This is a genomic window from Hymenobacter coalescens, assembly GCF_054783195.1.
On sequence record NZ_BAAGRA010000024.1, the window covers coordinates 1 to 23130 of the forward strand.

Annotated in this window: 19 protein-coding genes; 8 read left to right on the forward strand and 11 right to left on the reverse strand. The window is 66.4% G+C overall.

The annotated features are described in order from the left end of the window. Nucleotides 1-470 precede the first annotated feature (470 nt). Entirely contained in the window at nucleotides 471-1295 is an 825-nt protein-coding gene (locus ACYVKQ_RS21100) for an ATP-binding cassette domain-containing protein (protein ID WP_460677346.1), read from the reverse strand. Between the two features lie 355 nt (nucleotides 1296-1650). Then, nucleotides 1651-2388, reverse strand: coding sequence for an ABC transporter permease (locus tag ACYVKQ_RS21105; protein WP_460677347.1), 738 nt, complete (start codon nucleotides 2386-2388; stop codon nucleotides 1651-1653). Nucleotides 2389-2461: 73 nt separating this feature from the next. Between ACYVKQ_RS21105 and ACYVKQ_RS21110 the strand changes: the two genes are divergently transcribed. Further along, complete coding sequence (locus ACYVKQ_RS21110; RefSeq protein ID WP_460677348.1) at nucleotides 2462-2686, forward strand: hypothetical protein; 225 nt, start codon at nucleotides 2462-2464, stop codon at nucleotides 2684-2686. Nucleotides 2687-2938: 252 nt separating this feature from the next. Here ACYVKQ_RS21110 and ACYVKQ_RS21115 read toward each other — a convergent pair whose 3' ends face one another. From ACYVKQ_RS21115 to ACYVKQ_RS21130, 4 genes are all read right to left on the reverse strand, one after another. Further along, nucleotides 2939-4717, reverse strand: coding sequence for an OmpA family protein (locus ACYVKQ_RS21115; protein ID WP_460677349.1), 1779 nt, complete (start codon nucleotides 4715-4717; stop codon nucleotides 2939-2941). 172 nt (nucleotides 4718-4889) lie between these two features. Next, nucleotides 4890-5870: a PspA/IM30 family protein gene (locus ACYVKQ_RS21120; protein WP_460677350.1), complete on the reverse strand. Its 981-nt coding sequence runs from the start codon at nucleotides 5868-5870 to the stop codon at nucleotides 4890-4892. A gap of 42 nt (nucleotides 5871-5912) precedes the next feature. Continuing rightward, a complete protein-coding gene (locus tag ACYVKQ_RS21125; protein WP_460677351.1) occupies nucleotides 5913-6650 on the reverse strand; it encodes a hypothetical protein in 738 nt (245 codons plus the stop codon). Between the two features lie 253 nt (nucleotides 6651-6903). Next, complete coding sequence (locus tag ACYVKQ_RS21130; RefSeq protein WP_460677352.1) at nucleotides 6904-8265, reverse strand: sigma-54-dependent transcriptional regulator; 1362 nt, start codon at nucleotides 8263-8265, stop codon at nucleotides 6904-6906. Nucleotides 8266-8538: 273 nt separating this feature from the next. Here ACYVKQ_RS21130 and ACYVKQ_RS21135 point away from each other — a divergent pair, with 273 nt between their 5' ends. After that, complete coding sequence (locus ACYVKQ_RS21135) at nucleotides 8539-9033, forward strand: hypothetical protein (RefSeq protein ID WP_460677353.1); 495 nt, start codon at nucleotides 8539-8541, stop codon at nucleotides 9031-9033. A 161-nt stretch (nucleotides 9034-9194) separates the two neighbouring features. Next, nucleotides 9195-12254: a M4 family metallopeptidase gene (locus ACYVKQ_RS21140; protein ID WP_460677354.1), complete on the forward strand. Its 3060-nt coding sequence runs from the start codon at nucleotides 9195-9197 to the stop codon at nucleotides 12252-12254. Nucleotides 12255-12359: 105 nt separating this feature from the next. Here the strand turns inward: ACYVKQ_RS21140 and ACYVKQ_RS21145 are convergent, their stop codons facing one another. From ACYVKQ_RS21145 to ACYVKQ_RS21160, 4 genes are all read right to left on the reverse strand, one after another. Continuing rightward, nucleotides 12360-12665 (reverse strand): hypothetical protein, encoded by a 306-nt coding sequence (locus ACYVKQ_RS21145; RefSeq protein ID WP_460677355.1) that lies wholly within the window; start codon nucleotides 12663-12665, stop codon nucleotides 12360-12362. Between the two features lie 42 nt (nucleotides 12666-12707). Beyond that, entirely contained in the window at nucleotides 12708-12983 is a 276-nt protein-coding gene (locus ACYVKQ_RS21150) for a hypothetical protein (protein ID WP_460677356.1), read from the reverse strand. Between the two features lie 150 nt (nucleotides 12984-13133). Beyond that, a complete protein-coding gene (locus ACYVKQ_RS21155; protein ID WP_460677357.1) occupies nucleotides 13134-15620 on the reverse strand; it encodes a DUF349 domain-containing protein in 2487 nt (828 codons plus the stop codon). Nucleotides 15621-15681: 61 nt separating this feature from the next. Further along, the gene (locus tag ACYVKQ_RS21160) at nucleotides 15682-16248 is read right to left on the reverse strand and encodes a YqgE/AlgH family protein (protein WP_460677358.1); all 567 of its coding nucleotides are present in this window, start codon (nucleotides 16246-16248) and stop codon (nucleotides 15682-15684) included. A 267-nt stretch (nucleotides 16249-16515) separates the two neighbouring features. On the opposite strand from ACYVKQ_RS21160, the gene pdxH reads away from it, so the two are divergent. The 4 genes from pdxH to ACYVKQ_RS21180 all read left to right on the forward strand — a co-directional run bounded on the left by pdxH (nucleotide 16516) and on the right by ACYVKQ_RS21180 (nucleotide 21038). Further along, complete coding sequence (pdxH, locus tag ACYVKQ_RS21165; RefSeq protein ID WP_460677359.1) at nucleotides 16516-17166, forward strand: pyridoxamine 5'-phosphate oxidase; 651 nt, start codon at nucleotides 16516-16518, stop codon at nucleotides 17164-17166. Nucleotides 17167-17278: 112 nt separating this feature from the next. Then, entirely contained in the window at nucleotides 17279-18583 is a 1305-nt protein-coding gene (locus ACYVKQ_RS21170; protein WP_460677360.1) for a DUF1015 domain-containing protein, read from the forward strand. Nucleotides 18584-18720: 137 nt separating this feature from the next. After that, complete coding sequence (locus ACYVKQ_RS21175) at nucleotides 18721-19299, forward strand: Maf family nucleotide pyrophosphatase (RefSeq protein WP_460677361.1); 579 nt, start codon at nucleotides 18721-18723, stop codon at nucleotides 19297-19299. Continuing rightward, on the forward strand, nucleotides 19296-21038 hold the full coding sequence (locus ACYVKQ_RS21180) for a hypothetical protein (protein WP_460677362.1): 1743 nt from the start codon (nucleotides 19296-19298) through the stop codon (nucleotides 21036-21038). Before ACYVKQ_RS21175 ends, ACYVKQ_RS21180 begins: the two co-directional genes overlap by 4 nt. 14 nt (nucleotides 21039-21052) lie before the next feature. Here ACYVKQ_RS21180 and ACYVKQ_RS21185 read toward each other — a convergent pair whose 3' ends face one another. Continuing rightward, complete coding sequence (locus ACYVKQ_RS21185) at nucleotides 21053-21313, reverse strand: hypothetical protein (RefSeq protein ID WP_460677363.1); 261 nt, start codon at nucleotides 21311-21313, stop codon at nucleotides 21053-21055. A gap of 334 nt (nucleotides 21314-21647) precedes the next feature. Between ACYVKQ_RS21185 and ACYVKQ_RS21190 the strand changes: the two genes are divergently transcribed. Beyond that, complete coding sequence (locus tag ACYVKQ_RS21190) at nucleotides 21648-23117, forward strand: hypothetical protein (RefSeq protein WP_460677364.1); 1470 nt, start codon at nucleotides 21648-21650, stop codon at nucleotides 23115-23117. The last annotated feature ends 13 nt before the right edge of the window (nucleotides 23118-23130 follow it).

The following is a 23130-nucleotide window of genomic DNA, read 5'->3' on the forward strand; positions in this document are numbered from 1 at the left end:
GGACGCCAAAGCTTGGTTCAACCATTGTGGCTATCATGTACACCGTTCATGAATCCGCTATAACTGTTTCCGCAGGCTGGTCATTGACTACGAGCACTTGCCAGAAAGCCACGCGGCCTGGGTGCTCTGGGCCAACATCGCTCTTTGTCTAAATCGTATTACCTAATCCCCAACACGCTCTTAGTTCTCTATCGATTAGTTCAGCAAATTTTCGCCACAGCTATGTACGAATACTGTACACAGTAAAGTATACATCTGGAAAAACCGAAAAAATATTAATAGACGCATCCAAAACCATCCTTTGGCAAAAGCAACTCTTCAAATTCAGTGGATCTTTATTAAATTTTTTACTTTCACCTATTTCTCAAAAACAGAAAGAAAAATTAGAAATAAGAATATATTGACAGATTACCAACCAACGAATCGATAGAGAGGTTTCGATTACGCTCAGCATGACGTTCTAAAGAACCCTACGACCGCCGAATCTCCTCCTTCAGGTGCTCCACGAAGCGGCCGAATTCCGGCTCGGCTTCCACGTGGGGGTGCCAGGCCAGGCCCAGGGCTGCCAAGTCGTACTGGTGCTGCTGGGAGATGGTAGCACCGGGCAGGGGTTGGCCAGTTTCGTCTCGCTCGTAGCCCATCAGCCAGAGCGTGTCGGAGAGGGCGGTGGTGGTCGAGAGGTCGTGGGAGACGATGACGACGGTATTAAGCTCGTCGAGGGTGGTGACTTCGACGATGATTTTCTTGAGCTCGTCGATCATGGCTACGTCGAGGCCGGAGAAGGGCTCGTCGAGGATGATGAGGTGGTCGGAACACAGGAGCTGCTGGGCAATGGCGGCGCGCTGGCGCTGCCCGCCGGAAAGCTGGGCGGGGAATTTCTGGCGGTGCGGGGCCAGGCGGAACCGCTCCAGGAAGGATTCGACTTCCTGCCTGGCCGCCTCCGGCTGGTGCTTGCGCTGGGCGGCCAGCAGCAGGTTATCGGCCAGGGTGCGGTGGTTGAACAAGGGGTAGCGCTGCTGCACCAGGCCCACGTCGCCGGGGCGTACGGGGTGCTGCTCCTCTCCTACCTGCACGGCGCCGGCCGTGGGCTGGGTAAGGCCGGCGATGATGCGGCAGAGGACGGATTTGCCGATGCCGGAGCGGCCGTAGAAGCCCACGACCTGGCCCTGGCTCATGCCGGGGCGCACCACGTTGCGCACCTGGGCGCTGATGTCGCGCAGCACCAGCTCGCCGCGGAAGCTCATGGAGATGTGGTCGAGGGTGAGCACGGGCTCGTGGTGGCTGTAGGGACTCATGGTTTTAGGGTATGGGGGTAGGCGGGTATGAGTTTAGGAGTTGGGGCGTGCTGCTTTGTGGACCCAATGACTGGTGCTGGGCTTTGGACGCTTGAGGCGAATCTTTGGGCTGTTGTGACCAGGCTTTGAAGGACCGCGTCCGGCCTTTGGAAGATCGGGACGAGGCTTTGAACGAGTGGGTCCGGGCATTTGAGAACCGGGACCAGGCGTTGGGCGAGTGTGACCAAGGTTTGGACGCCTGCGGCTAGGCTATAGCGGGTTGGAACCAAGCGTTGGCGGGTTGCGCCCGGACGTTGGCTTTGCGGCTCCCAATCGTGGCGGGGTCCGCAGCAGGCGCCGGCTGTCCCAACCGTTTTTAGCCTTGGGCGGCGGTGAGGGCGGAGTACGGGAAGAACACCCGGCGCAGCAGGCCGAACAGGTAGTCCTGGGCGGCGCCGGTGGCCAGGATGACCAGCTGGATGGCCAGCACGCCGTCGAGGTGCAGGTAGCGGTTTTGCTTGTAGAGCAGCAGCCCGATACCGCCTTCCGACTGGTAGAGCGTTTCCACCAGGGTAATCATCGTCCAGATGATGGCGAAGTTCTGGCGCACCACTTCCAGCATCAGGTCCAGCTTGCCGAGCACCACGACTTCCCAGAAGCTGCGCCACTCGCCCAGGCCCAGGGTGCGGGCGTGGTCCATTTCCTCCTGGGTGGTCATCAGGATGACGCTGGTCATGCCGGTGACCAGGTACACGGTGGTGGCGAAGACCAGCACCGAGAGCTTGACCTCGTGGCCGGAGCTCATCATCAGGGCCATGAAAAAGGTGAGGCCGGTGAGGGTGAGGTAGCGCATCTTGGTGGCCGCGTAGGCCAGCGGGCGGAAGAAGGGCAGCGCCGTCAGGTAGGATATCAGCAGCGCCAGCGCCGTGCCGATGGCCAAGGCCTGCAGGGCCGTGGTCATGCTGGCCCACAGCTCCGGGATTAGGCCCTGCGAGGTGGTCAGCTCGCCGAGAGCGCGCAGGACCTGGCCCAGGCCGGGGAACATTTGCACCGGATAAAAGGCCCAGAGCAGCAGCAGCGCCAGCACCTGCAGGGCCACCATGGTGGTAAACATGGCGCGGCCGGGAGTGGCGTTGGGCAGAAACAGGGTTTGCAGGGATGAGGGGCTGGTAGCTACTTTCGCGCTGATGAACCCATTGTTGTTAGATGAATCCTCGGTGCTGCGCTCATTCGGGGCGCTGGTCCATTTTGTCACCGTCGTGCTGGTGGTGGTGGGCGGCATTGGGCTGGTGTTCATCCTGAAGCAGGTGTTCAAGGTTCGACTTTCGACGCTGGGCTCTACTGCCTGGCTGCTCATTATGCTGCTGGCGGTAGCGGCCTTCGTGTGTGTTGTTGCCGCCGTGAGCGGCTAAGGCGGACGCGGGCTGAACCGTAGGAAGGCGTAGCCAAGCCCGCGCTACTTTCAGCCCAGCAGCTGCCAGAGCAGGCCACCGAGCACGAAGCCGGCCCGGCCCGCTGCCGGCAGGCACCCCGTTACCGGCGGGGCGCCTGCTTGCTCGGGCGGATAGGTTACCGGCGGGGCGCCTGCTTGCTCGGGCGGATAGTTGAGTAGCTGACAGGGCGTAGGGATAAAACACGCGGGATAAGCGGGCCCGCAAGACCCGTTAGTTGCCGAGCACGATTTCGACGCGGCGGTTTTTGGCGCGGCCGTCCTCGGTGGTGTTGGCGGCCACGGGTTCCAAGGCGCCGTGGGCGTAGACCTGCACGCGGCCGTCGGGAAACGAAGAGCGGCTTTTCTGTTCCAGCCAGCTTTTGACAGCCAGGGCGCGCTGCTCCGAGAGCTGCTGATTTTTCTGCGGGTTGCCCACGTTGTCGGTGTGACCGTGCACGGCCACTTTCAGGCGGCCGGCCACCACCAAGTCGTCGAAGAGGCGGCTGAGGTCTTGCTCGGCGGCCGGGGTAAAGGCGCTGCGGCCGGTTTCAAACTCGATGTTCCAGGCCCGCTTGCTGACACTTTGCCGGATTTCATCGTCGGCGGCAAACTGCTGCTGCTCGGCCGGGGCAATGGCTTTGCCTTGGTACTGCTGCTGCAGCTTCTGGAGGATGCTCAGGTCCAGCATCTGGTCCAGGGGTACGTAGCTGGGCAGCTCTTTGGGATACAGCTGGCTTTGCACGTCGCCGAAGGTTTTGTAGACGGAGGCGTAGATATTGGTGCCGCCGTTGTCGAGGCCGAACAGGGTGAGGTTGTCGGCGAAGTTGAAGGCCTTACTGCCGCCCAGCTCCACCACTTCGCCGGTGCGGTCGGCCTCGCTCACGCCCTTGTAGTAGCGCAGCCAGTAGGCGCCGGGCTTGTCCTTGTCGCCGTACACTTCCGCGGAAATATCGGCGGCGCGCTGCAGGGCTTCGGGGTGCGACTTTACCTGGTCGCCGGCCACGGCCAGGGCGGTGATCAGGCCGGTGACGTCCTTCTCGTGGGCCTCATACCAGCGCTTGGTCGTCACCATGATGTTGGGCATCTGGTTGGAGTAGTCCTTGGTGGAGACGATGTTCACGAGCCCACCTTTCTGCTTGGCAATGTTCACGTCGCCGGGCGTCCAGGTAGCCACGCCGTCGGCCACCACGTCCACTTTCACGCCGGTGCTGCGGCCTTTCACCACTTTTAGGCGCTGCTCGGGCTTGCCAAGGATATATTTCTCGGCGGCCACCAGGAAGTCGGAGGCGGCCATGAAGTTCACGGCTTCGGGGTCGTAGGTGGTTTCGTCGGGGTTGACCTTAAGGCCGTTGTCGGCGCACCACTTCAGGGCAATGTTCTGGTCGCCGTCGCGCAGGTAGCAGGCAATGGTCTTGCCCAGGGCGGCTTTGGGGTTGTCGAGCCACTCCCTGGGGCCCATCAGCTTGTCCTCGCCGAAGCTTTTACCGGGGCTGTAGGGCAGAATCTGCAGGCCGGTGCCGGCTTTCTCCAATTGCTGCTGCACGGCCGAGAAGGCCGGCAGCCCGTCGCCCATGATGCTCACGATGAGGCCCGGCGTGTTGGGGTTGTTCTGCAGATCGAGGGCGTTCTTCACCAGGTCGGCCTGCATTTTGGCTACGTCGTCCTGGCGCACGATCTGCATGTCGATGCCGTTGGCGGCCATGGCCGAGCCCTCGGTGCTGCGCGGGCCGCCGTTGGCCAGCATGCCGGCCATCTGCGCGTTCCAGGCCATGACTTCCCACACCACCGGGGTGCCTTTCTCGGCCGGCGTACGGCCGGGCAGCGGTGCCAGCGGCACGGCCAGGTTGGTGCGCGTGCCGCCCGCCTGGGTGGGCAGCTCAATGGAGTTCAGCAGCACCGACTGCGTTTCGGCTTTCTGGAAGACGGCGCCGCTGCTAATGAGCTTGTTGATGCCGAAGTAAGCGGCCAGCACCAGCAGCAGGCCGATGACGATTTTACCGCGAGTTGTCATTGTAGTAGGAAGAAAAAGTGGGTTCGAAAGAGCATTGGTGTGGTATTCTTCAGGCCGTCATGCCGAGCGAAGTCGAGGCATCTCGCTGGATAGTAATTCCCTTTGATCGAGTTCATTACTAGCTGCTGTCAGCCCGCGAGATGTCTCGACTTCGCTCGGCATGACGTTCTGGTTAGTCCAGCAGCTTGCTGAAGGCGTCGTTGCTGGCCTGGGCGGTGGTGCGCGGCGACTGGCGCACGGCCTTTTCGTCGAGCAGGGCGTTGAAGTCGCCTTTCTGGTAGCGTTCCAACAGCTGCTGGCCTTTCTCGCTCATCACCCCGTTCTGGATGTCCATTTCCTTCACGAAGGCCTGGGAGTAGCGCATGGCCTGCTTGATCTGGCCGAGCTTCTGGGCCATGTCCTGGGCTACGCGGTCGGTGGCCAGGTCGAAGAAGTATTTCTTGTCCGGGTCGCCGCGCAGGATGTTCATGGCGGCGCGCATGCCCGAGGAGGTGCGCTTCACCAGGTTGTACTCGTCCTTCAAGAGGTTCACCTTGAACTTGGAGTTATCGATCTGGCGCAGGGCGGCTTTCAGGATCTGGCGCATCACCAGGCTCACGTTGGCGGTGGTCGTGAGCATGGGCTGCAGGCGGGTGTTGTATTCTTCGAGCTGGGCGGCGCGCGAGGCGTACTGCTCAGCGGCGTCTTTCTCGCCCTGGCGCTGGGCCGAGGCCGCCAGGCCCAGGTACTCGCGCATCTGCTGCTTGTTGGCCTCCATCTTGCGCTTCACCAGCTCGTGGGCGCCCTCTACGTGGGCCACCTCGCCGTCCATTTTCTTGGCTTCCTGCTCGGTGTTGCGGATGTAGTCCTCCATGATGCCGATGGGGTCCGTCTCGACGAAGATGCCCGCGGCCGAGCGGAAGAAGCGCTGCCCGGCGTACCAGAGGCCGGCTTTGATGCGCTTGTTCGTAACCAGCAGAAACAACGCGCCCAGCCCGATGCCGAGCTTCACCGTGTCGAACACCATGTCGACCAGAAACGGAGCAATGGTGCCCCAGAAGTAGACGCCCGTGCCTACGGCGGCGCCCAGAAAAACCCAGCCGGCAACTTTTTCCGGCTTTTGCCACTTGGCCTTGCCCGCCTCGTAGCCAGTGGTTAGCAGTGAAGTATCCATGGTTTAGTTGTCAGTTTTGAGTTGTCGGTTGTCAGTCAGGCGTTACTTGGCCGGGGTGGTGCCCAGGCTGAGCAGGAAGCTTTGCGCGGCCTGGTAGTGGGCGTGCAGATCGGCGGCGGCGCCGGCGTTGGCCAGCTCGTAGGACGCCAGGGCCGCCTGAGCTTTGTGGCGCTCCTCTCCTAGCTGCTGCTGCGCCGCCTGCAGCTCCTGGCGCTTGGCCTCCAGCTGGCGCGTCAGCTCGGCCAGGTCGTTTTGCAGTTTTTGCTCCTGGGCCAGCAGCTGCACGATGACGCTGGGCCGGCTGTTCGGAATTTTCAGCTCGCCGAGCTTTTCCTGGTGGCGCTCCAGCACCTTGTTGCGGTCCGACTGCAGGGCGCGTTCCAGCTGGTCGGCCGAGGCCAGCAGCTCCTGCACCGTCAGGCTGGTCACGGCCGCGAAGGCGTGGTAGGCCGTCTGGTAGAGCACCGGGCCGGTGAGGCCGCTGGCGGCCATGCTGCGTACCATTTTGGCGTAGGCGGCGAAGTCCTTGCCGTTGCCGGCCAGCAGCCCGTTGATGTGGTCGACGTGGCGCTGCTCGGGTTGTGTCACGGCCGCCGGAGCAGCCGCCGCGGAAAAGCCGGGTGGCGGAGCGCCGGCGGCGGGCGGCGCCGGCGTGCCGGGCCCGAAGGCCGGGGCAGCACCGGGCAGCGGCCTGGGCTGCGGAGCTTGGGCAGCCGCGGTGTGGTCTTCCTCGATGAAGAAGTCTTTGGCGGCTTTGGTAAGGTTGTCGAAAAGGGCCATTGGGAAAGGCGGTTAGGGTAACGTCTTGCGGGACGCGGACCCTAAGCCAATCCAAGTGCCGGTGGCCGGCGGCAAAACCAAAAAACGAACACTATCTGCTGATTATCAGCTATTAAAAATAAATTCACAGCCCATCAACCGGGTTCTAAAACAGAAAACCCTTCCGTTTTGGAAGGGTCTGCTTTTTCGAAAAGGTATGCGGCGCGGGCTGTAGCGTACGTTTGCCCGCGCGCCGGGGCCGGGCAAACGTACGCTACAGCCCGTATTCCTGCAGCTTGCGGTAAAGCGTGGTCAGGCCGATGCCGAGCTGGCGGGCGGCCTCAGTCTTGTTGCCCTCGGTTTCGGCCAGCACCTGCCGGATGTGCCGGGCTTCGAGGGCGCGCAGGCTGCGGTCGTCGGGGCTGAAGCCGGCCAGCCCGGGAGCCGGGGCGCCGCTGGCGTGGAATTCATCGGGCAGGTAGGCGGCGGCCAGCGGCTGGCCGTCGGGCGCCAGGATGGCGGCGCGCTCCAGCACATTCTTCAGCTCGCGCACGTTGCCGGGCCAGTCGTAGCGCTGCAGCAGGCGCAGCGTTTCCCCCTCGAGGCCGGGCACGCGCTTGCTCATGCGGGCGGCGAAGTAGCGCAGAAAGTGCCCGGCCAGCGGGGCTACGTCCTCGGGGCGCTCTTTTAGCGGCGGCACGCCAATGGTGAACACGGAGAGGCGGTAGTACAGGTCGGGGCGAAACTGCCCGGCGGCGGCTTCCTGCTTAAGGTTGCGGTTGGTGGCCGCCACCAACCGCACGTCGACCTTGGTAGGCTTGGTGTCGCCGAGCTTGGTGAAGGTCTGGGTTTCGAGCACGCGCAGAAACTTGGCCTGCACGCTCAATTCCAGCTCCCCGATTTCGTCCAGAAACAGGGTGCCGCCCGAGGCCTCCTCGAGCAGGCCCTTCTTGTCGCCCAGGGCCCCGGTAAAGGCACCCTTGCGGTAGCCAAACAGCTCCGATTCCAGCAAATCTTTGGGAAACGCCGAGCAGTTGACCGCCACAAAGGTCTTGGAGCGGCGCGGTGAAGCCTGATGAATGGCCTGCGCAAACAGCTCCTTGCCCGCGCCGGTAGGTCCTTCCAGCAGCACCGTCGAGTCGGTCACGGCCACCTGCCGGGCCAGGGCCTTGGCCCGCTCCAGCGCCGGCGAGGGCCCGATCATCGACTCAAACGAATGCTGGGCGCCCACCTGCCGCTCCAGCTCCTGCACGCGGTAGCGCAGGCGGGCCTTTTCGGCGGCGCGCTCCACCAGCACCGGCAGCTGGTCGTTGGAGTCGCCCTTGGTGATGTAGTCGAAGGCCCCGTCTTTCATGGCCTGCACCCCGTCAATGATGGTGCCGTAGGCGGTCATCAGGATGACTTCGGCCAGCGGCGCTTTCTGCTTCAGCCGCGGCAGCAGCTGCACGCCGTGGGCGTCGGGCAGCTTCACGTCGCAGAGCACCACGAGCACCTGCGCGTGCTGGCCCAGCAGCTCCAGGCCCTCGGCGGCATTCACGGCCTGCAGCACGTGGTAGTCTTCCAGCTCCAGCAGGCGGGCCAGCAGCTGGCGCAGGCGGGGTTCGTCGTCGATGATGAGAATGTTGCCTTGGGCCATGAGCAGCGGCGGAAGCGGCCGAAGGTGGCGCCGGCTTCCGCAGGGCAAAGGTGTCAAATTCCGGCGCTTGCCCGTGCACCGCGGCCGCCTTCACATGATGAAGTGAGCGACCCGCGCCTGCCCGCCGCCCGCCGGCCACGGATCCGCCCAGACTCCAACAATCCTTTGATAAACCACACATTATCATGGCATTGAATTCAGAAAAGGCAACCCAGACCTTTGTCGTGTCGGCTCCCTAACCGGGTCCGACTTCGCTCCTGCCCTTTCTGCGCTATGAAAACCAGTTTCGTTTCTCCCACGCTTACGCTGCTCGGCGCCGGGCTGCTGGCGGCCTTGGCCGGCTGCCAGCGCCACGCCTTCAGCGGCCCCACGCCGCCGGCGAAGGCCAGCGCTCTGCGCCCGGAACCGCGGGTGCTGCGCTTCGGCTTCGGCAGCGCCTACACCGGCTTCCGCACCACCTACACCCTGCAAACCGACGGCGCCCTGCTGGCCCACGCTGGCCAGGGCCGCCCCAGCCTCGGCGCCGCGCCGGCCGGGCTCAGCATCCCGCCGGCACAGGTCCGGGCCATCTTCCGGCGCCTCGATGCGCTGCCCGCCGACAGCCTGGAGTTTGAACAGCCCGGCAACCACTACTACTTTCTGGAAAGCGCCACCGCCTCCGGGCAGCCCGTGCGCCTGACCTGGGGCGCCCCCGATGCCCCGGCGCCGTACTGCGCCCGCGTCTTCTACCGGCAGCTGCAGGCCCTGGTGCCACCGGACCGCCTGTAGCGCCCTGTGCCGGCGTGGCTGACATGATTGTGCGATTGACAGCGCGGGCCGGATCCGGGACTTTTGCCCTGGTTGCCGGGCCGCACCAAAGTCCGCTCCCAGCGGGTGGAGCCCGTTGCGGCCCGCCAGCCTTCCTGCTCCCTGTTGCCTAACGATTTGCCATGAAAACAACTTTAGCTATGCTGGGCCTGCTCACCGTGAGCGGCGTCCTGCCCGAGGCCACCGCGCAAACGCCGCGCCTCAAGCCCGCCGGCCGGGCGCAGCTACCCGCAGTCCGGCCCCGCATCGAGGCCACCATCGACAGGGCGCGCACGGCCGAGCTGCGGCGTGCCGCCGGCCCGCCGGCCGCCCCCGCCCTGCTCCCGACGCTGCCGCGCCCGACCGGTCCCGGCAGCGCCATTGGTCCCGTGCAGCTCTGGCGCGCAGCCGAGTCCGGGCTGCCCGTCTTCATCAGCGCTACGCCCAAGCCTGGCAGCGCCCTGGCCCGCGCCGCGCAGGACCCGGCGGCCGCTTCCCTGGCCTTTCTTGGCGAGCTGCGGGCCGATTTGCAGGTGCAGGACCCCGGACGCGAGTTTGAGGTCGCGGCCGTCTCGCGCGACCCGCTGGGCCAAACCCACGTGCGCCTCACCCAGCAGTGGCGTGGCCTGCCCGTGTACGGCGCGGAAGTGGTGGTGCACCTCGACGGCAGCGGCCAGCCCAAGCTGTTTTCGGGCCGCCATTTCCGCACCCCGACGGGCCTGACGGATACCGCCCCCGCGCTGGCCGGGCCGGCCGCCGCCGCACAGGCCGAGGCCGCGCTGCGCCGCCACACGGCCGTCGTGGCCCTGTCGGCCGATGTGCAGCGGCTGCTTGAGTACACCGCGCCCGAAACCGAGCTGGTGGTGTACCACCCCGAGGCCTACGCCGCGCCGGTGCTGGCCTGGCACGTCATCACCCGCCCCACGGTGCTGCAGCGCTGGGAAACCCTCGTGGACGCGCGCACGGGCACGGTGCTGCGCCAATTTGAGTCGTCGTGCTCGGCCAACGGCCCCGCGCAGGCCGTGGGCACCGACCTGAACGGGGTCACGCGCACCCTGAACCTCTACGAGTGGAACAGCCGCATGTACTTCATCGACGGTGCCCAGCCGATGTTCAACCTCGGCCGCTCCACCATGCCCGACGACCCGGTGGGCGCGCTGCTCACCCTCGACGCGAACAACACCCGGCAGACCGGCCCGACGATTTCGCACGTGAACACCGGCGGCAGCGGGCCCAACCGCTCGGCCGTGTCAGCACACTTCAACGCGGCCGTGGCCTACAACTATTACCGCACGACCTTCAACCGCAATTCCCTCGACGGGGCCGGCGGTACGATGATCAGCATTGTGCGCCTGGCCGACAGCGACGGCACGGGCCTCGACAATGCCTTCTGGAACGGTCGCTTCATCGTGTACGGCGAAGGCAGCACCGGCTTCACCCCGCTGGCCGGCGGCCTCGACGTGGCCGGGCACGAAATGACCCACGGCGTGGTCGAGAAATCGGCCAACCTGGTGTACCAGGGCCAGAGCGGCGCGCTCAACGAGAGCATGGCCGACGTGTTCGGGGCCATGATGGACCGCGCCGACTGGCTGATCGGCGAAGACGTGGTGCGCACCGCAGCCTTCCCGAGTGGTGCCCTCCGCTCCCTGCAGGACCCGCACAACGGCGGCAGCAGCCTGGCCGACCGGGGCTTCCAGCCGCGCCACATGAACGAGCTGTACACCGGGAGCCAGGACAACGGCGGCGTGCACGTGAACAGCGGTATTCCCAACTGGGCCTTCTACAAAACCGCCACCGCCATCGGCCGGGAGCACGCCGAGCAGATTTGGTACCGCGCCCTGACCACCTACCTGACGCGCTCCTCGCAGTTCCTGGATTTGCGTCTGGCCGCCATTCAGGCCGCCACCGACCTCTACGGCGGCTCCTCCGCCGACGTGACGGCCGTGCGCAACGCCTTCGACGCGGTGGGCATCCTGGGCGGCCCCGCCCAGCAGCCGCCCACGCAGACGCTGCCGCCCAACCCCGGCCAGGACTACATCCTGAGCTACGATACCAACCCGGCCGACCCGGGCACGCTCTACCGCAGCAACACGGCCGGGCAAAGCTTCCTGCAGCTATCAACCACCGCGGCCCGCTCCAGGCCCAGCGTGAACGACGCCGGCACGGTGGCCGTGTTCGTGGACGCCCAGCACCGCCTGCGCGCCCTGCAACTCAGCCCGACGGTATCCGAAACGGTGATTCAGAGCCAGCCGGTGTGGCACAACGTGGCCATTTCCAAGGACGGCACCAAGCTGGCGGCCGTCACCACCGCCCAGGACACCTCGATTTACGTGTTCGATTTGGTGGGCAACCGCTCAGCGCGCTTTATGCTCTACAACCCTACCTCAGCCGGCACGCGCGGCACGGGCGTGCTGTTTGCCGACGCGCTGGAGTGGGACTACACGGGAGAAACCCTCCTTTATGACGCCTACAACGTGCTGCGCAATTCGCAGGGCCAGTCGATTGACTTCTACGACATCGGCCAGCTGCGCGTGTGGAACCGGGCAACCAACAACTGGGGCGACGGCCAGATTCAGAAGCTGGTGCAGAACCTGCCCGCGGGCATCAGCATCGGCAACCCGGTGCTGTCCAAAAACTCGCCCCACATCATGGCCTTCGACGTGCTCGATGCCAGCGCCCCGAGCGCGCCCTTCCGCGTGATGGCCCTGAACCTGGAAACCGGCGATGCGGGCACCATCTTCCAGAACAGCACCGTCATCGGCACCCCGAACTTCAGCAAGCTCGACGACCGGATGCTGTTTACGGCGCTGAATACCAGCGGCGACACCGTGGTGGCTGTCACGGCCCTGCAGGCCGATAAAATCACCCCGACGGGCACCCCCAACGTCCTCATCGCCGACGGCAAGTGGGGCGTGTGGTACGCCCAGGGGCAGCGCGTCATCACCGCCTCGCGCGAGCCAGCCGCGGCGGCCGTGCCCGGCCTGCAGGCCTACCCCAACCCGGCCCGCGAGGAGCTGACCCTGCAAGCCGACGCGGCCAGCACGGCCACGCTCTATGACCTGCTGGGTCGCCCTGTACGCACCGCCAAGCTGCAGCCTGGGCGCCGCACCACCCTCGATCTGACGGGCCTGACCAGCGGCACGTACGTGCTAAGCGCCACCGCCGGCGCGCTTACCTCCTCGCGCATGATCGTGAAGCAGTAGGGTGTAGCCCTCCAAACCGTACCGGGCCCGGGTGGCCGCGCAAGTCGCGGCCGCCCGGGCCCGGCGGCATTGCTGGCTAGCGACGATGGATCGGCCGCCGGTGCTTTAGTCAGCCAGCCGGTCCACATCGGTCAGCTGGCCCTTGTTTTTCATGGTCAGCAGATCTAGGTGCGTGAGCGTGAAGGGCTCCTTGCCGAAGTAATCGGGGCGGTTGAGTTTCTGCAGGGGCTGGGCGTTGTCGGTTTCATAGGCGTTGGCCACCACATCCACCGTATTGGCCTGGGCCCGCACCACTTTCAGCAGTGTGTACTGGTGCGTCGAGTCGTCCTGCACGGTGTACACGTCGCCCAAGTGGGGCGCGGCCAGAAAGGCCTCGTTGTCGTGCCTGTCGCGGATGGCGGCGTCGGCCACCCAGATGCCGCCTATGGCCAGCAGCGCAGCCCCCGACCAGTGCTACCACGGCGCCCGCGTAGCTTTCCGGCGGGCCCGCAAGGCTTCTTTTACGGCTCCGGCTTCGGGGGGCAGCTCGCCCAGCTCCCAGTTGCCCCGGCAATGGAGGCACTCCGCCACGGCGGGCTTGCTGTAGGGCAGCAGCGGAATCCAGTAAATGTGCGCGTAGCGGCTGAATAGGCTGGCCTGCATCTGGTCGGGGGCGCGGCAGGCAGGGCACGCCGTGCCGGGCAGCGGCTCGGTGCGCACGTGCGAACCGTTGGTTCCGTAGATAATCATAAGTCGGCTCGCATGGCCGCGGCACACGCGCCGGCGGCTGTCGAATATAGCAGCACGCGCAACGCCGCCAACGCCGCCGGCCCGGCCGGAAAGCACAACGCCCCGCACCAGTAGCTGGCGCGGGGCGTTGCCTCGTTGTGGGCGCTGAGCTTAGCTCCGCACCACGCGCAGTTGGCGCTTGAGCCGCTCGATGCGCTGCTTGGTTTCGTCGATGCGGCCCTGGTATTCCTCGCGCAGCTGACCGGCGTTCTTCGAGCGAGCGAAGAAATCCAGGTTGGTCTGCAGCGTGGCCACGTCGTTTTCCAGCTCGTTGATGTCGCGGCGCAGGTTCTGCTCCTTGCGGTAGAGCAGCTGCTGGGCATCGGGGTTCGACTTGAGGCGCTGGATCTGCAGCTGGAACAGCTGCTCGTCGCGCTCCAGGTACGTGAGGCCCGGAATGGTATCGATGTATTTGCCCATCAGCTCCAGGAACTTCTCCTCGGCCTGTGCGGCCCCGCCGCGGCGGCCGGCCTGCGGCACCTCGCTCTGGCTCCACTCGGCCACCAGGGCCTGCAGGCCTTCCTGGGTGCCCGGGTTGTCGGCCGACAGCGTGGCCACGTGCGCGGCGATGCCGTCGAGGCGCGTGGACTGTTCCTGCGAGAGGTGCTGGGCGTGCTCCTCGCGCTGGCGCGTTTCCTGGTGCTTCCGCTCGAAGAACGAGTCGCAGGCCGTGCGGAAGCGGTGCCAGATCTTGTCCGACTGCTTCTCGGGCACGCGGCCGATTGTTTTCCAGTCTTTCTGCACGCGGATGACCGTTTCGCGGCCTTCCTCCCAGTTGGGATTTTCCAGCGCCGCTTCGGCCTGCTCGCAGAGGGCAATTTTGGCCTTCAGGTTGCGGTTCTTTTCCTCGTCGAGGGCCTTAAAGAACTGATTCTTGTGCTGGAAGAAGCCTTTGTAAGCCGCCCAGAACTGCTTGTTCATGGTTTCGGCTTGGCTGCGCGGCACCAGACCGGCCGCGTCCCACTGCTCCTTCAGCGTCTGCAGCTCGTCGGTTTTGGCCCGCCACTCGTTCACGCGCTCGGTCTTGAACTCGCCGAAGGGCAGGATCTGCGCCAGCAGCTCCTGCTTGCGCGCCAGGTTGGCGTTTTCCTGGGCCGAGCGGGCGTCCACGAAGGCGCGCTTGCGGTTGTGCACCTGCTCCGAGGCCTGCAGGAAGCGCTGCCACAGCGGCTCGCGCATTTCGTTGGGCACCGGACCGATGCCTTTCCATTCCTCGTGCAGCTGGCGCAGCTCCGTCAGCGCCTTATTGATGCTTTGCTGCTGTACCAAAGCCTCGGCGCGCTGAATCAGGGCTTCCTTGGCTTCGAAGTTGCGGCGGCGGTCCAGCTCCTTCATCTCGAAGAAGAGGCCGCGGTTGTTGTAGTAGATGTCGAGCAGGGCGTGGTAGCTGTTCCACAGCTCCTGCGACTGGGCCTGCGGCACCGGGCCGGTGGCTTTCCAGTCGGCCTGCAGGGTCTTGATGCGGGCCGACGAATCCTTGGTTTCGGCCGACTCCACCAGCTGCCGCAGCTGCGACAACAGGTGTTGCTTGTGCACCATGTTTTTGGCGCGCTGCTCGTCTTCCTGGCGGGCGTCGCGCACGCGAGCGTCGCGGTATTCCTGCACGGCTTTGGTTACCTCCGCGTAGCCCTCGGGGCCGGCGAAGTCGAAGTCCTCGGCGTTGTTGCCGGCCTCGGTGAAGCGCTGGCGGGCCGCGCCGCGCTCCGTCCCGACGCCCTGCTCGTACTGGCGGTGCAGGTCGAGGATCTGACGGCGGTTCTGGCGCGCGTCGGGGCGACGCAGCAGCTCCAGCAAGTAGGCACCCTGCGCGGTCTGGTCCAGCTTCGTAAAGTCCGGGGCCGGCGTTTCGGGCACGTAGTCTTCCTCCTCCTCGTGGTGCGGCGCGGCGTGCTCGGCCGCGTGGGCTGCATCAGCCGCCGACTCGTTGTTGGACGTCGGCAGCGCGGCCAGTGACGCGGCGGCGGCCTCCAGCGCCTCGGCCGAAGCCAGGGGCTGCGCGGGTAGCGTCACGGCCAGGGGCTCGTCGGCCGCGGCCGGGGCCACGTCGGGCTGAATGGCTTCCACCGGGGCGTTGGTTTCGGAAGCATGCGCCACGGCGCCGGGCCCTTGGTCGCCGTAGTGCTCCTCGGCTCGCTGCTGCGAAGCCGACAGTTCAGGGGCCTGCGCCTCCGCTGCCTGTTGCGCCGCAAATGCCTGGTTGGCGGCCGATTGGCCGGCGGTGTCAGGCGTAATGCCGGAAGTCAGCTCGGCCGATGCCGGCGCGGCCGGCACCGGCTCGGTAGCTACCGGAGCACCTTGACTAGTCGGCTCGTTGGTATTGTGGAAAGCGGGCGTAACGGGCTGGGCCGAGGGCGAAGCCGCCGCGTCTACGTCGGGCGCAGCCAGGGTGGCTGGCACGTCGAGACCGGAGGTGGCGGGTGCTTCTACGGGCGGCACGGCCGCAGCCTGGGGTTGCGTTTCAGCAGGGGCATCGGCCGTCTCGTCGCCTTGCTGGCGGGACTGCGCGATTTCGGCCAGCCGGCGTTCCAGGATGCTCATCGGCGTGTCCTGGTTCGACTCGGGGCGGTTGGGGGCGGTATTCTCGTTCTCCGGTTGCATGGTTCTCTCTCGGCAAACTCACCCGGCTGGCCGTCTGGCCCGCCCGGTGTGTTACGGTGTATCAATTCAAGCGCGGGTCCAAGGGGTAGTTGGACAGGACGCGGTAGCGCCCGCCTTTCTCGCGCAAAATGGCCTGCCAGAAGGCATCAGTGGTCAAAGTAAACACTTTCCCGGCAGCATTCGGGTGGACAATCCAGGTATTTTCCTGCACTTCCCCGGCCAGCTGCCCGGCCGTCCAGCCCGAATAGCCCACGTACAGCCGCAAGTTATTCTCCGTCAGCTCGCCCGAGGCGATAAGCCCGAGCAGGATTTCAAAGTCGCCGCCCCAGTACACATCGGGGCCCAGGGGTTCGGCGCCGGGCAAGTCGGCACGGCGGTGCAAGTAGTGCAACGTGTCGGGCTGCACGGGGCCGCCCACGTGCAGCGGCAGCGCCGCGGCCGGGTGCGCGTCCTCGCCGGGCAGGTTCATCGCATCGCCCAGACGCACGGTGGTGGGGCGGTTCAGCATCAGCCCGAAGGTACCCTCCTCCTCGTCGTGGCGGCACAGCAGCACCACGGACCGCTCGAAGTTCGGGTCGCCCAGGAAAGGCTGCGATATCAGGAGGCTACCGCTGCGGAGTTGGGACATGACAAGGGACGCTATAAGGGTGACAAACAGAACCACTGACGGCCGGGGCGGCGCAAAGATGCGCCAAGAAACGGGGGCGGCAAGTCCGGCGGGGCCTCCTAGCCTTACGTTGGCGAGGGCCCCGCGGGTTCCATCCGCCGGCCTAGAACCGCGCAACCACGACGTGCGCAGCCCGGCCGGCGCCGGCGGCAGCACAGGACTTCGGCGCAGCATGCGTGTCGTTGCCGTGCAAATTGCGGCTACTTTTGCCGCCGTAATTTTCCTGCCATGCAAGACCAACACCTGGCCGATCTGCGCAAAACCTACGCCCAGCACGAACTGAGCGAAACCGCGGCCGATACCGATGCCCTGCGCCAGTTTCGCCGCTGGCTCGACGAAGCCCTGCAGGCCCAGGTCGACGAGCCCACGGCCATGACGCTGAGCACCGTCTCGGCCGCCGGCCAGCCCTCGGCGCGGGTGGTGCTGCTCAAAGGCCTGCCCGACGACGCGGGCTTCCTGTTTTTTACCAACTACGACTCGCGCAAGGGCCAGGAGCTAGCCGCCACGCCGCGGGCCGCGCTGACGTTTTTCTGGCCCGGCCTGGAGCGGCAGGTGCGGGTGGAGGGCACGGTGGAAAAAGCCCCGGAAGCGGCGTCCACGGAATACTTTCAGAGCCGGCCGCGCAGCAGCCAGGTCGGGGCCTGGGCTTCGCCCCAGAGCCAGCCCATTGCCGGCCGCGAAGATCTGGAGCAGCGCGAGCGGGACATTGAGCAGCGCTTTGCCGGGCAAGAACCGTTGCCACGCCCCCCGCACTGGGGTGGCTACGTGCTGCGGCCCGAGCGCGTGGAGTTCTGGCAGGGCCGCCCCTCGCGCCTGCACGACCGGCTGGTGTACGAGCGCACCGCCGGCGGCTGGCAGCGGAGCCGGCTGGCTCCCTGAGCTGGGTGATTAGGTGATTAGGTAATTGGGTCTGCCTGCCGCGGCATCAATCCTACTGGTCGCCTTACAACACCTAATCACCTAATTACCCAATCACCTAATCACCCCAAAATTGGCTGAAATTCAACCCGTCCGGGCCTGGCGCTACAACCCCGAGCTAAGCCAGCGCATTGATGAGTACGTCTCGCCGCTGTTCGACGTGGTGTCGGCCAAGCAACGCGAGGCGCTGTACCGCAACCCGCTCAACAGCATCCACCTCTCGGTGCCGCGGCAGGGCGACGACCCGGCCGGCGAAGCCCTGCGCCGCCTCACCGACTGGGAGCAGTCGGGGGTGCTGCGGCAGGATGCGCTGCCGGGCATTTACGCCTATTACCAGTATTTCCGACTGCCGGGCAGCCCGCAGGAATACTGCCGCAAGGGTTTTATGTGCCACATCCGGGCCTACGACTGGCGCGAAAACGTGGTGCTGCGCCACGAAAACACGCTGCCGACGGCCGTCAACGACCGGGCCGAGCTGCTGGCGCGCACCCAGTTTCAGACCAGCGCCACCCACGGCCTGTACCGCGACGACGCCCACGAGCTGGAGCGCTACCTCGACGAGGCTATCCAGGACCCGCTCTGCCAGACCGAAGAGGACTACCAGGGCGCCCGCGACGTACTGGCCGTGATTCAGGACGCGGCCGTTATCCGCCGCTTTCAGGCCCTGCTGGCCGACCGCGAAATAATCCTGGCCGACGGCCACCACCGCTACGAAGGCTCCCTGGCCTACCGGCAGGCCCGTATGGCCGCCGACCCCGCGCACACCGGCCACGAGCCCTGGCACTACCACCTGATGTACCTCACCAACGCGGCCTCCGACGACCTGCGCATCCTGCCCACGCACCGGCTGCTGCTCGAGCTGCCCGGCCAGCTCAGCGACGCGGAGCTGCTCACGCGCCTGGCCGAGTTTTTCGTGGTCACCGAGCGCGAGGATGCCTTCGGCCTGCCCGAGCTGATTGCCGGCAAGCCCTGGGCCTTCGGGCTGTACCTGGGCGGGCAGCCCTACAAGCTGCGCCTACGGCCCGAAGTGCACGAGCAGCTCGATTGGGACACCACGCCCGAAGTCAAGCAGCTGGACCTGACGGTGCTCCACTACTTCGTACTGGAGCGGGCCCTGGGCATCGTGGGACCGGACGCGCAGCGGCAGTGGCCGGGCGTGACGTACGTGCGCAACTTCCCTGAGTGCCTGCAGCGCGTGGACAGCGGCGAGGCCCGCGCCGCGCTCATCACCAACGAGGTGACCATGGACGAGGTGGAGCGCGTGTGCCACTCCGGGGCCGTAATGCCCCCCAAATCCACCTTTTTCTACCCCAAAACCCTCGGCGGCCTGCTCTTCACCAGCATCCGCGACACCGAGCCGGTCGGGCTGCTGGGGTAAGCAGAGACGAAACGTCCGATGCCCCGCCCTTGGCAGAGGAACACATGTCGCGCTGAAGCCCTTTCATTGTTTTCACTGCACCCAGCCCCTGCCAACCTGCTGCCGAAGCCAAGTCGCTGCCCCCCTTACCCGATATTATGCTGATTCTTGCCTCCAATTCCCCGCGTCGTCGTCAGCTGCTTTCCGATCTGGGGTTAACCTACGAAGTGCGGCTGAAGGAAGTCGATGAAAGCTACCCGCCCGAGCTGCGGCGCGCGGCGGTAGCCGAGTACCTGGCCGCCCACAAGGCCCGCGCCTACCAGGCCGACCTGCAGCCCGGAGACGTGCTGCTGACGGCCGACACCATTGTGTGCCTCGACGAGCAGGTGCTCAACAAGCCCGTGGACGAGGAAGACGCCGTGCGCATGCTCACGCTGCTGCAGGGCCGCGCCCACGACGTGTACACCGGCGTGTGCCTGCTCACCGGGGAGGGCCACGAGGTGGTGTTTTCCGACCAGACGCGGGTGCATTTCTGCCCGCTCAGCGAGGCCGAAATCCGCCACTACGTGCGCCACTACCAGCCCCTCGACAAGGCCGGCGCCTACGGGGCCCAGGACTGGATCGGGCTGGTAGCCGTTACGCGGCTGGAAGGCTCCTACTTCAACGTGATGGGGCTGCCCGTGCACCGCGTGTGGGAGGAGCTGAGCCGGCTGCGCGGCGACCTGCTGCCGGCATGAGCCGACCCGCAGCCGCTCCCAGCTACCGTTTTTTTCTTGCCCTCGGGCTGGCGCTGCTGGCCATCATCAGCCTGCTGCTGGCCCTGATCTATCTGCCCACAAGCTATGCCGACGTGGACGCACTGCGGCAGCTGCGTTACCACGACGGTACCTTCCGCTACCTGCACCTGCCCCTCACCCCGACGCGCTACTTCTGGGCCAGGGCGGGGCTGCTGACGCTAATGCTCGGCAGCGCGGCGCTGCTGGCGTGGCAGTGGCACCGAGGTGCGGGCTGGTACGCGGAGCTGGCGGCCCTGCGCCGGGAGTGGCGGACGGCCCCGTCCCTGCTGGCCGGCTGGCGCCGGTTGCGCCCGGCTGAGCGCGGCGCTGCGCTGGGCCTGCTGACGCTGCTGCTGCTGGTGCGCGCTTACTACCTGCTGTACTACCCGCTCTACGGCGACGAAGTGGTGAGCTACCAATGCTTCGTGCGCCCGGGCATCGTGGCGGCTACCGGCTTCTACCCCATTCCCAATAACCACATCTGCTACAGCGTGCTGAGCTGGCTCTTCAGCCAGCTCAGCCCCAATATCCACTGGGCGATGCGCGCCCCCACTTTCCTCATCAGCGGGGTGGGCACGGTACTGGTGGGGCTGCTGCTGCTGCGCCACATGGGCTTCCGGGTGGCCACGCTGACGGTGCTGCTGTACGGCTTCTTTCCCTACGCCCTGTTCCAGTCCGTGGTCGGGCGCGGCTACTTTCTGCTGGCCGTGTGCGGGCAGATAGGATTCGTGGCCGCGCTGGCGCTGCTGCGGGGCACGCAGCGGCCGCGGCTGACCTGGGCGGTCCTGCTCACCACCAGCGTGGTGGGTCTCTATGCCATGCCTACGTACCTGCTGATCGTGGCTGGGCTGTACGGTGCGCTCGGCCTGCACGCGGCTTTTCACCGGCGGCGGGCCGCGTGGCTGCCTCTCGTGCTGAGCGGTGTGCTGACGGGCCTGCTCACGCTGCTGGTGTACGCGCCGGTGCTGGTGGTATCGGGGCCGGGGACACTGTTCGGCAATGCCTACGTGGCCCCCGGCGCCGGGCGGGCAGCGGGTCTCACGGCCCTGGCTTTCGTGCAACGCACCGAGGGGCAGCTGCTGGGCGTTGAGCGGCTGGGCGCACTGCCGGCGCTGGGCCTGAGCCTGGCTTTGCTCGTGGCGACCGACCGCCTGCCCGCCGCGCGCCGGTTGCGCCCCCTGGTGCTGCCCGTGCTGGCGCTGTTGTGGCTGCCGTACGCGGTGCTGCTGGCGCGGCAAGTGTTTCCGCCGGTGCGGGTGCTGTCGTACCGGATGTTTTTCCTGCTGCTGCCGGCCGCTGCGCTTTTCGACCTATTTCTCCGCCGCTGGCGGCCGCTGCGTACCCTGAACGTGGGCCTGACGGTGGCCCTGCCCGTGCTGCTGTGGGCGGGGGCAGCGCTGCTGCCGTTTCAGCGGCGCGCGGCGTTGGAAGCCCAACGCAACGCCCGCGTGGCCGAGGCGTACCGCTGGCTGCGCGGGCAACAGGCGCACCGGGTGCTGGCCGATCATGCCCATTACCAGGTCTACCTGCTGGAGTACGGCCGGGCCGACCGCTGGCTCCTGCGCGTGGATGCAGCCCCGGTGCCGGGCGTCACCTACGAGTACAGTTTGGTCGACAAGGACGGCCCGGGGGCGGCGAAGTCTGCGGGCCGCGCCGTGTTTGAAAACGCCGACGTGCGCGTGTACCGGTTGCGGCGCTGATTGGGTCTTGGCCTTTACAGCGTCGTGGTCCAGTGGGCCGGCGAATGAGCTACGCGGGGCGTTTCGGAGTACGCACGGAGCAGCCGCGCGAGGGCCCGCACAGCGGAGCCGGGGGCCCCGCGGGGAATACGGTGGGCCAGCCAGGCAGCATTGAAATCCGAGGTGCCCGTTGCCGGCGCCCACACCAACGTGCCGGAGGCCGCCACCGGCAGTTTACTTGCCCGGGGCAGGCTGCTCAGGAACAGCAGCAGCAACAATAGCGCAATCTTACTCATGACGGGGTGGGGCTTGACGGCAAGGCTGCGGCGCAACAGGGTCGCGACCATCACAAAGGACCAGCAAAACCCCACGCGTTTCAATCGCATCAAAAGGTCAAAACCACCCTTAACCAGCCCCGCAGACTACTTTTTGATGTGATACCGGCCGGTTGCCGATCTGACGCTGACTGCGCACTGCGGCTGGCCGGGTGGGTCGCTCAGCAGCCAAGCCCAAACTGCGGCCGCAAAAGCCCGGCAGACCGATACATTTACCGCCCGGTTCTCATCCACCCCAACTTCGGCCCCGGGGTTTCGTTTGCGGCGGAATACCGGCCCTCACCCCTTGCCTTGCATGCTGCACAGCTTTCTGTTTGCCCCGTTTGCCGATCCGGCCGCCGAAGCGCAGTTCGACGCCCTGCACGCGGCGCTGCAGCCGCTGGCCGAAGGCGCCCACGGGCCGGCCCTGCTGCTGGGCAACCTGGCGCTGGAAGATGCCGGTACCCTGGATGCGGTGCTGGTGCGCCCGGCGGGCGCGGTGCTGCTGCTCTTTGTGCCCCGGGGCGGCGCCCTGCATTTGCCCACGCTCGGCCACGCGCCCTGGCAGCTGGCCGGGCAGCCGCTGCCGGGGCAGGCGGGCACGGCCAATCCCTACGCGCAGTTTCAGCGGCAGCAGCGGGCCCTGGCCGCCTGGCTGTCGGCGCAGCCCGAGCTGGGGTTTATTCGCCCGGAAGCCATTGCCGGCGTGGTTCTGTTTGCACAGCCGGTCAGCTTCGGCTCGGAGGTCGAAGCGCGGCTGAACGTGCAATCCGGCGCCGACAACTTTCAGCTGCTGAGCAGCCTGCCGCACTTGCCGCGGCGCCTGCAGCAGCTCGCGCCCGCCGGGGCTGCGCTGCCGGCCGAGGCCCTGCAGCGCTGGCTGCAGTACCTGCAGACGGAATCGGAGGACGCCGCGCCCACCGAGCCGGACGCCGCTGCCCCCGACGATTACTGGACCCAGAAAGCGCGGCAGCTCTGGCGCTGGCTCGGGGCCGAAGACGTGCCCGCCGACCCGCCCTATGGCGGCCCCGAATCGGCCGCGGCGGAGCAGGAGCGCCTCGAGCAGATTCGCCGGCAGGTGCGGGCCGAGCTGGCGGAGCACACCCAGGCCATCAACGCTCGCGAAGCCGAGCGCGAACAGACCATTGCCCACTTGCAGGCGCGCTTGGCGCAGGCTTCCAGGGCCAGCACCGCCACGACCGAGCTGCAGGCCCGCCTGGCCGCCGAAACCCGCGAAAAAGCCGTGCTGGAAGCAGCCATTCGGGCTACCCGCGCCGAAGCCGAGGCCCGCAACCGGGAGTTGGACGCGCGTATTCAGCAGCTTGGCACGCTCATTCAGCAGCTGCAAGGGCGGCCGGCGCTCCCGGCTAAGCCTACACCTGGAGTAGCCCCAACCCCAACCCAGCCAAAACCCGCGGCTCCGCGGGTACAGCGCTACTCTGCTTGGCACCTGCAGCCCGGCCGGGCCGCGGCCGTGGTGGCCGTGCTGCTGGCCCTAGGCGCGGGCGCCTGGGGCCTCACCAAGCTGCCCTGGGAAAGCCGCAAACCCGCCGCTCCTCGTCGGGAAGTGCGGCGCCCTGCGCCCCAGGAAGCAGTTCCCGCCCCGCAAGTCGAGCCTGCTTCCGAAACGCCGCAAGACGAAGCCGCCGCGCAGCTGGAAGAGCGACTGAACACGGTTATCATCGATTCGACCGGGCAGCAGCTCACGCCCGCCCCCACCGATTCGGTACTGCCGGCCCGCAAGGGCTACCTCGACCTGGACTCCACAGGCGTGCCGGTGGAGTAAGCAGCCTGTGCTT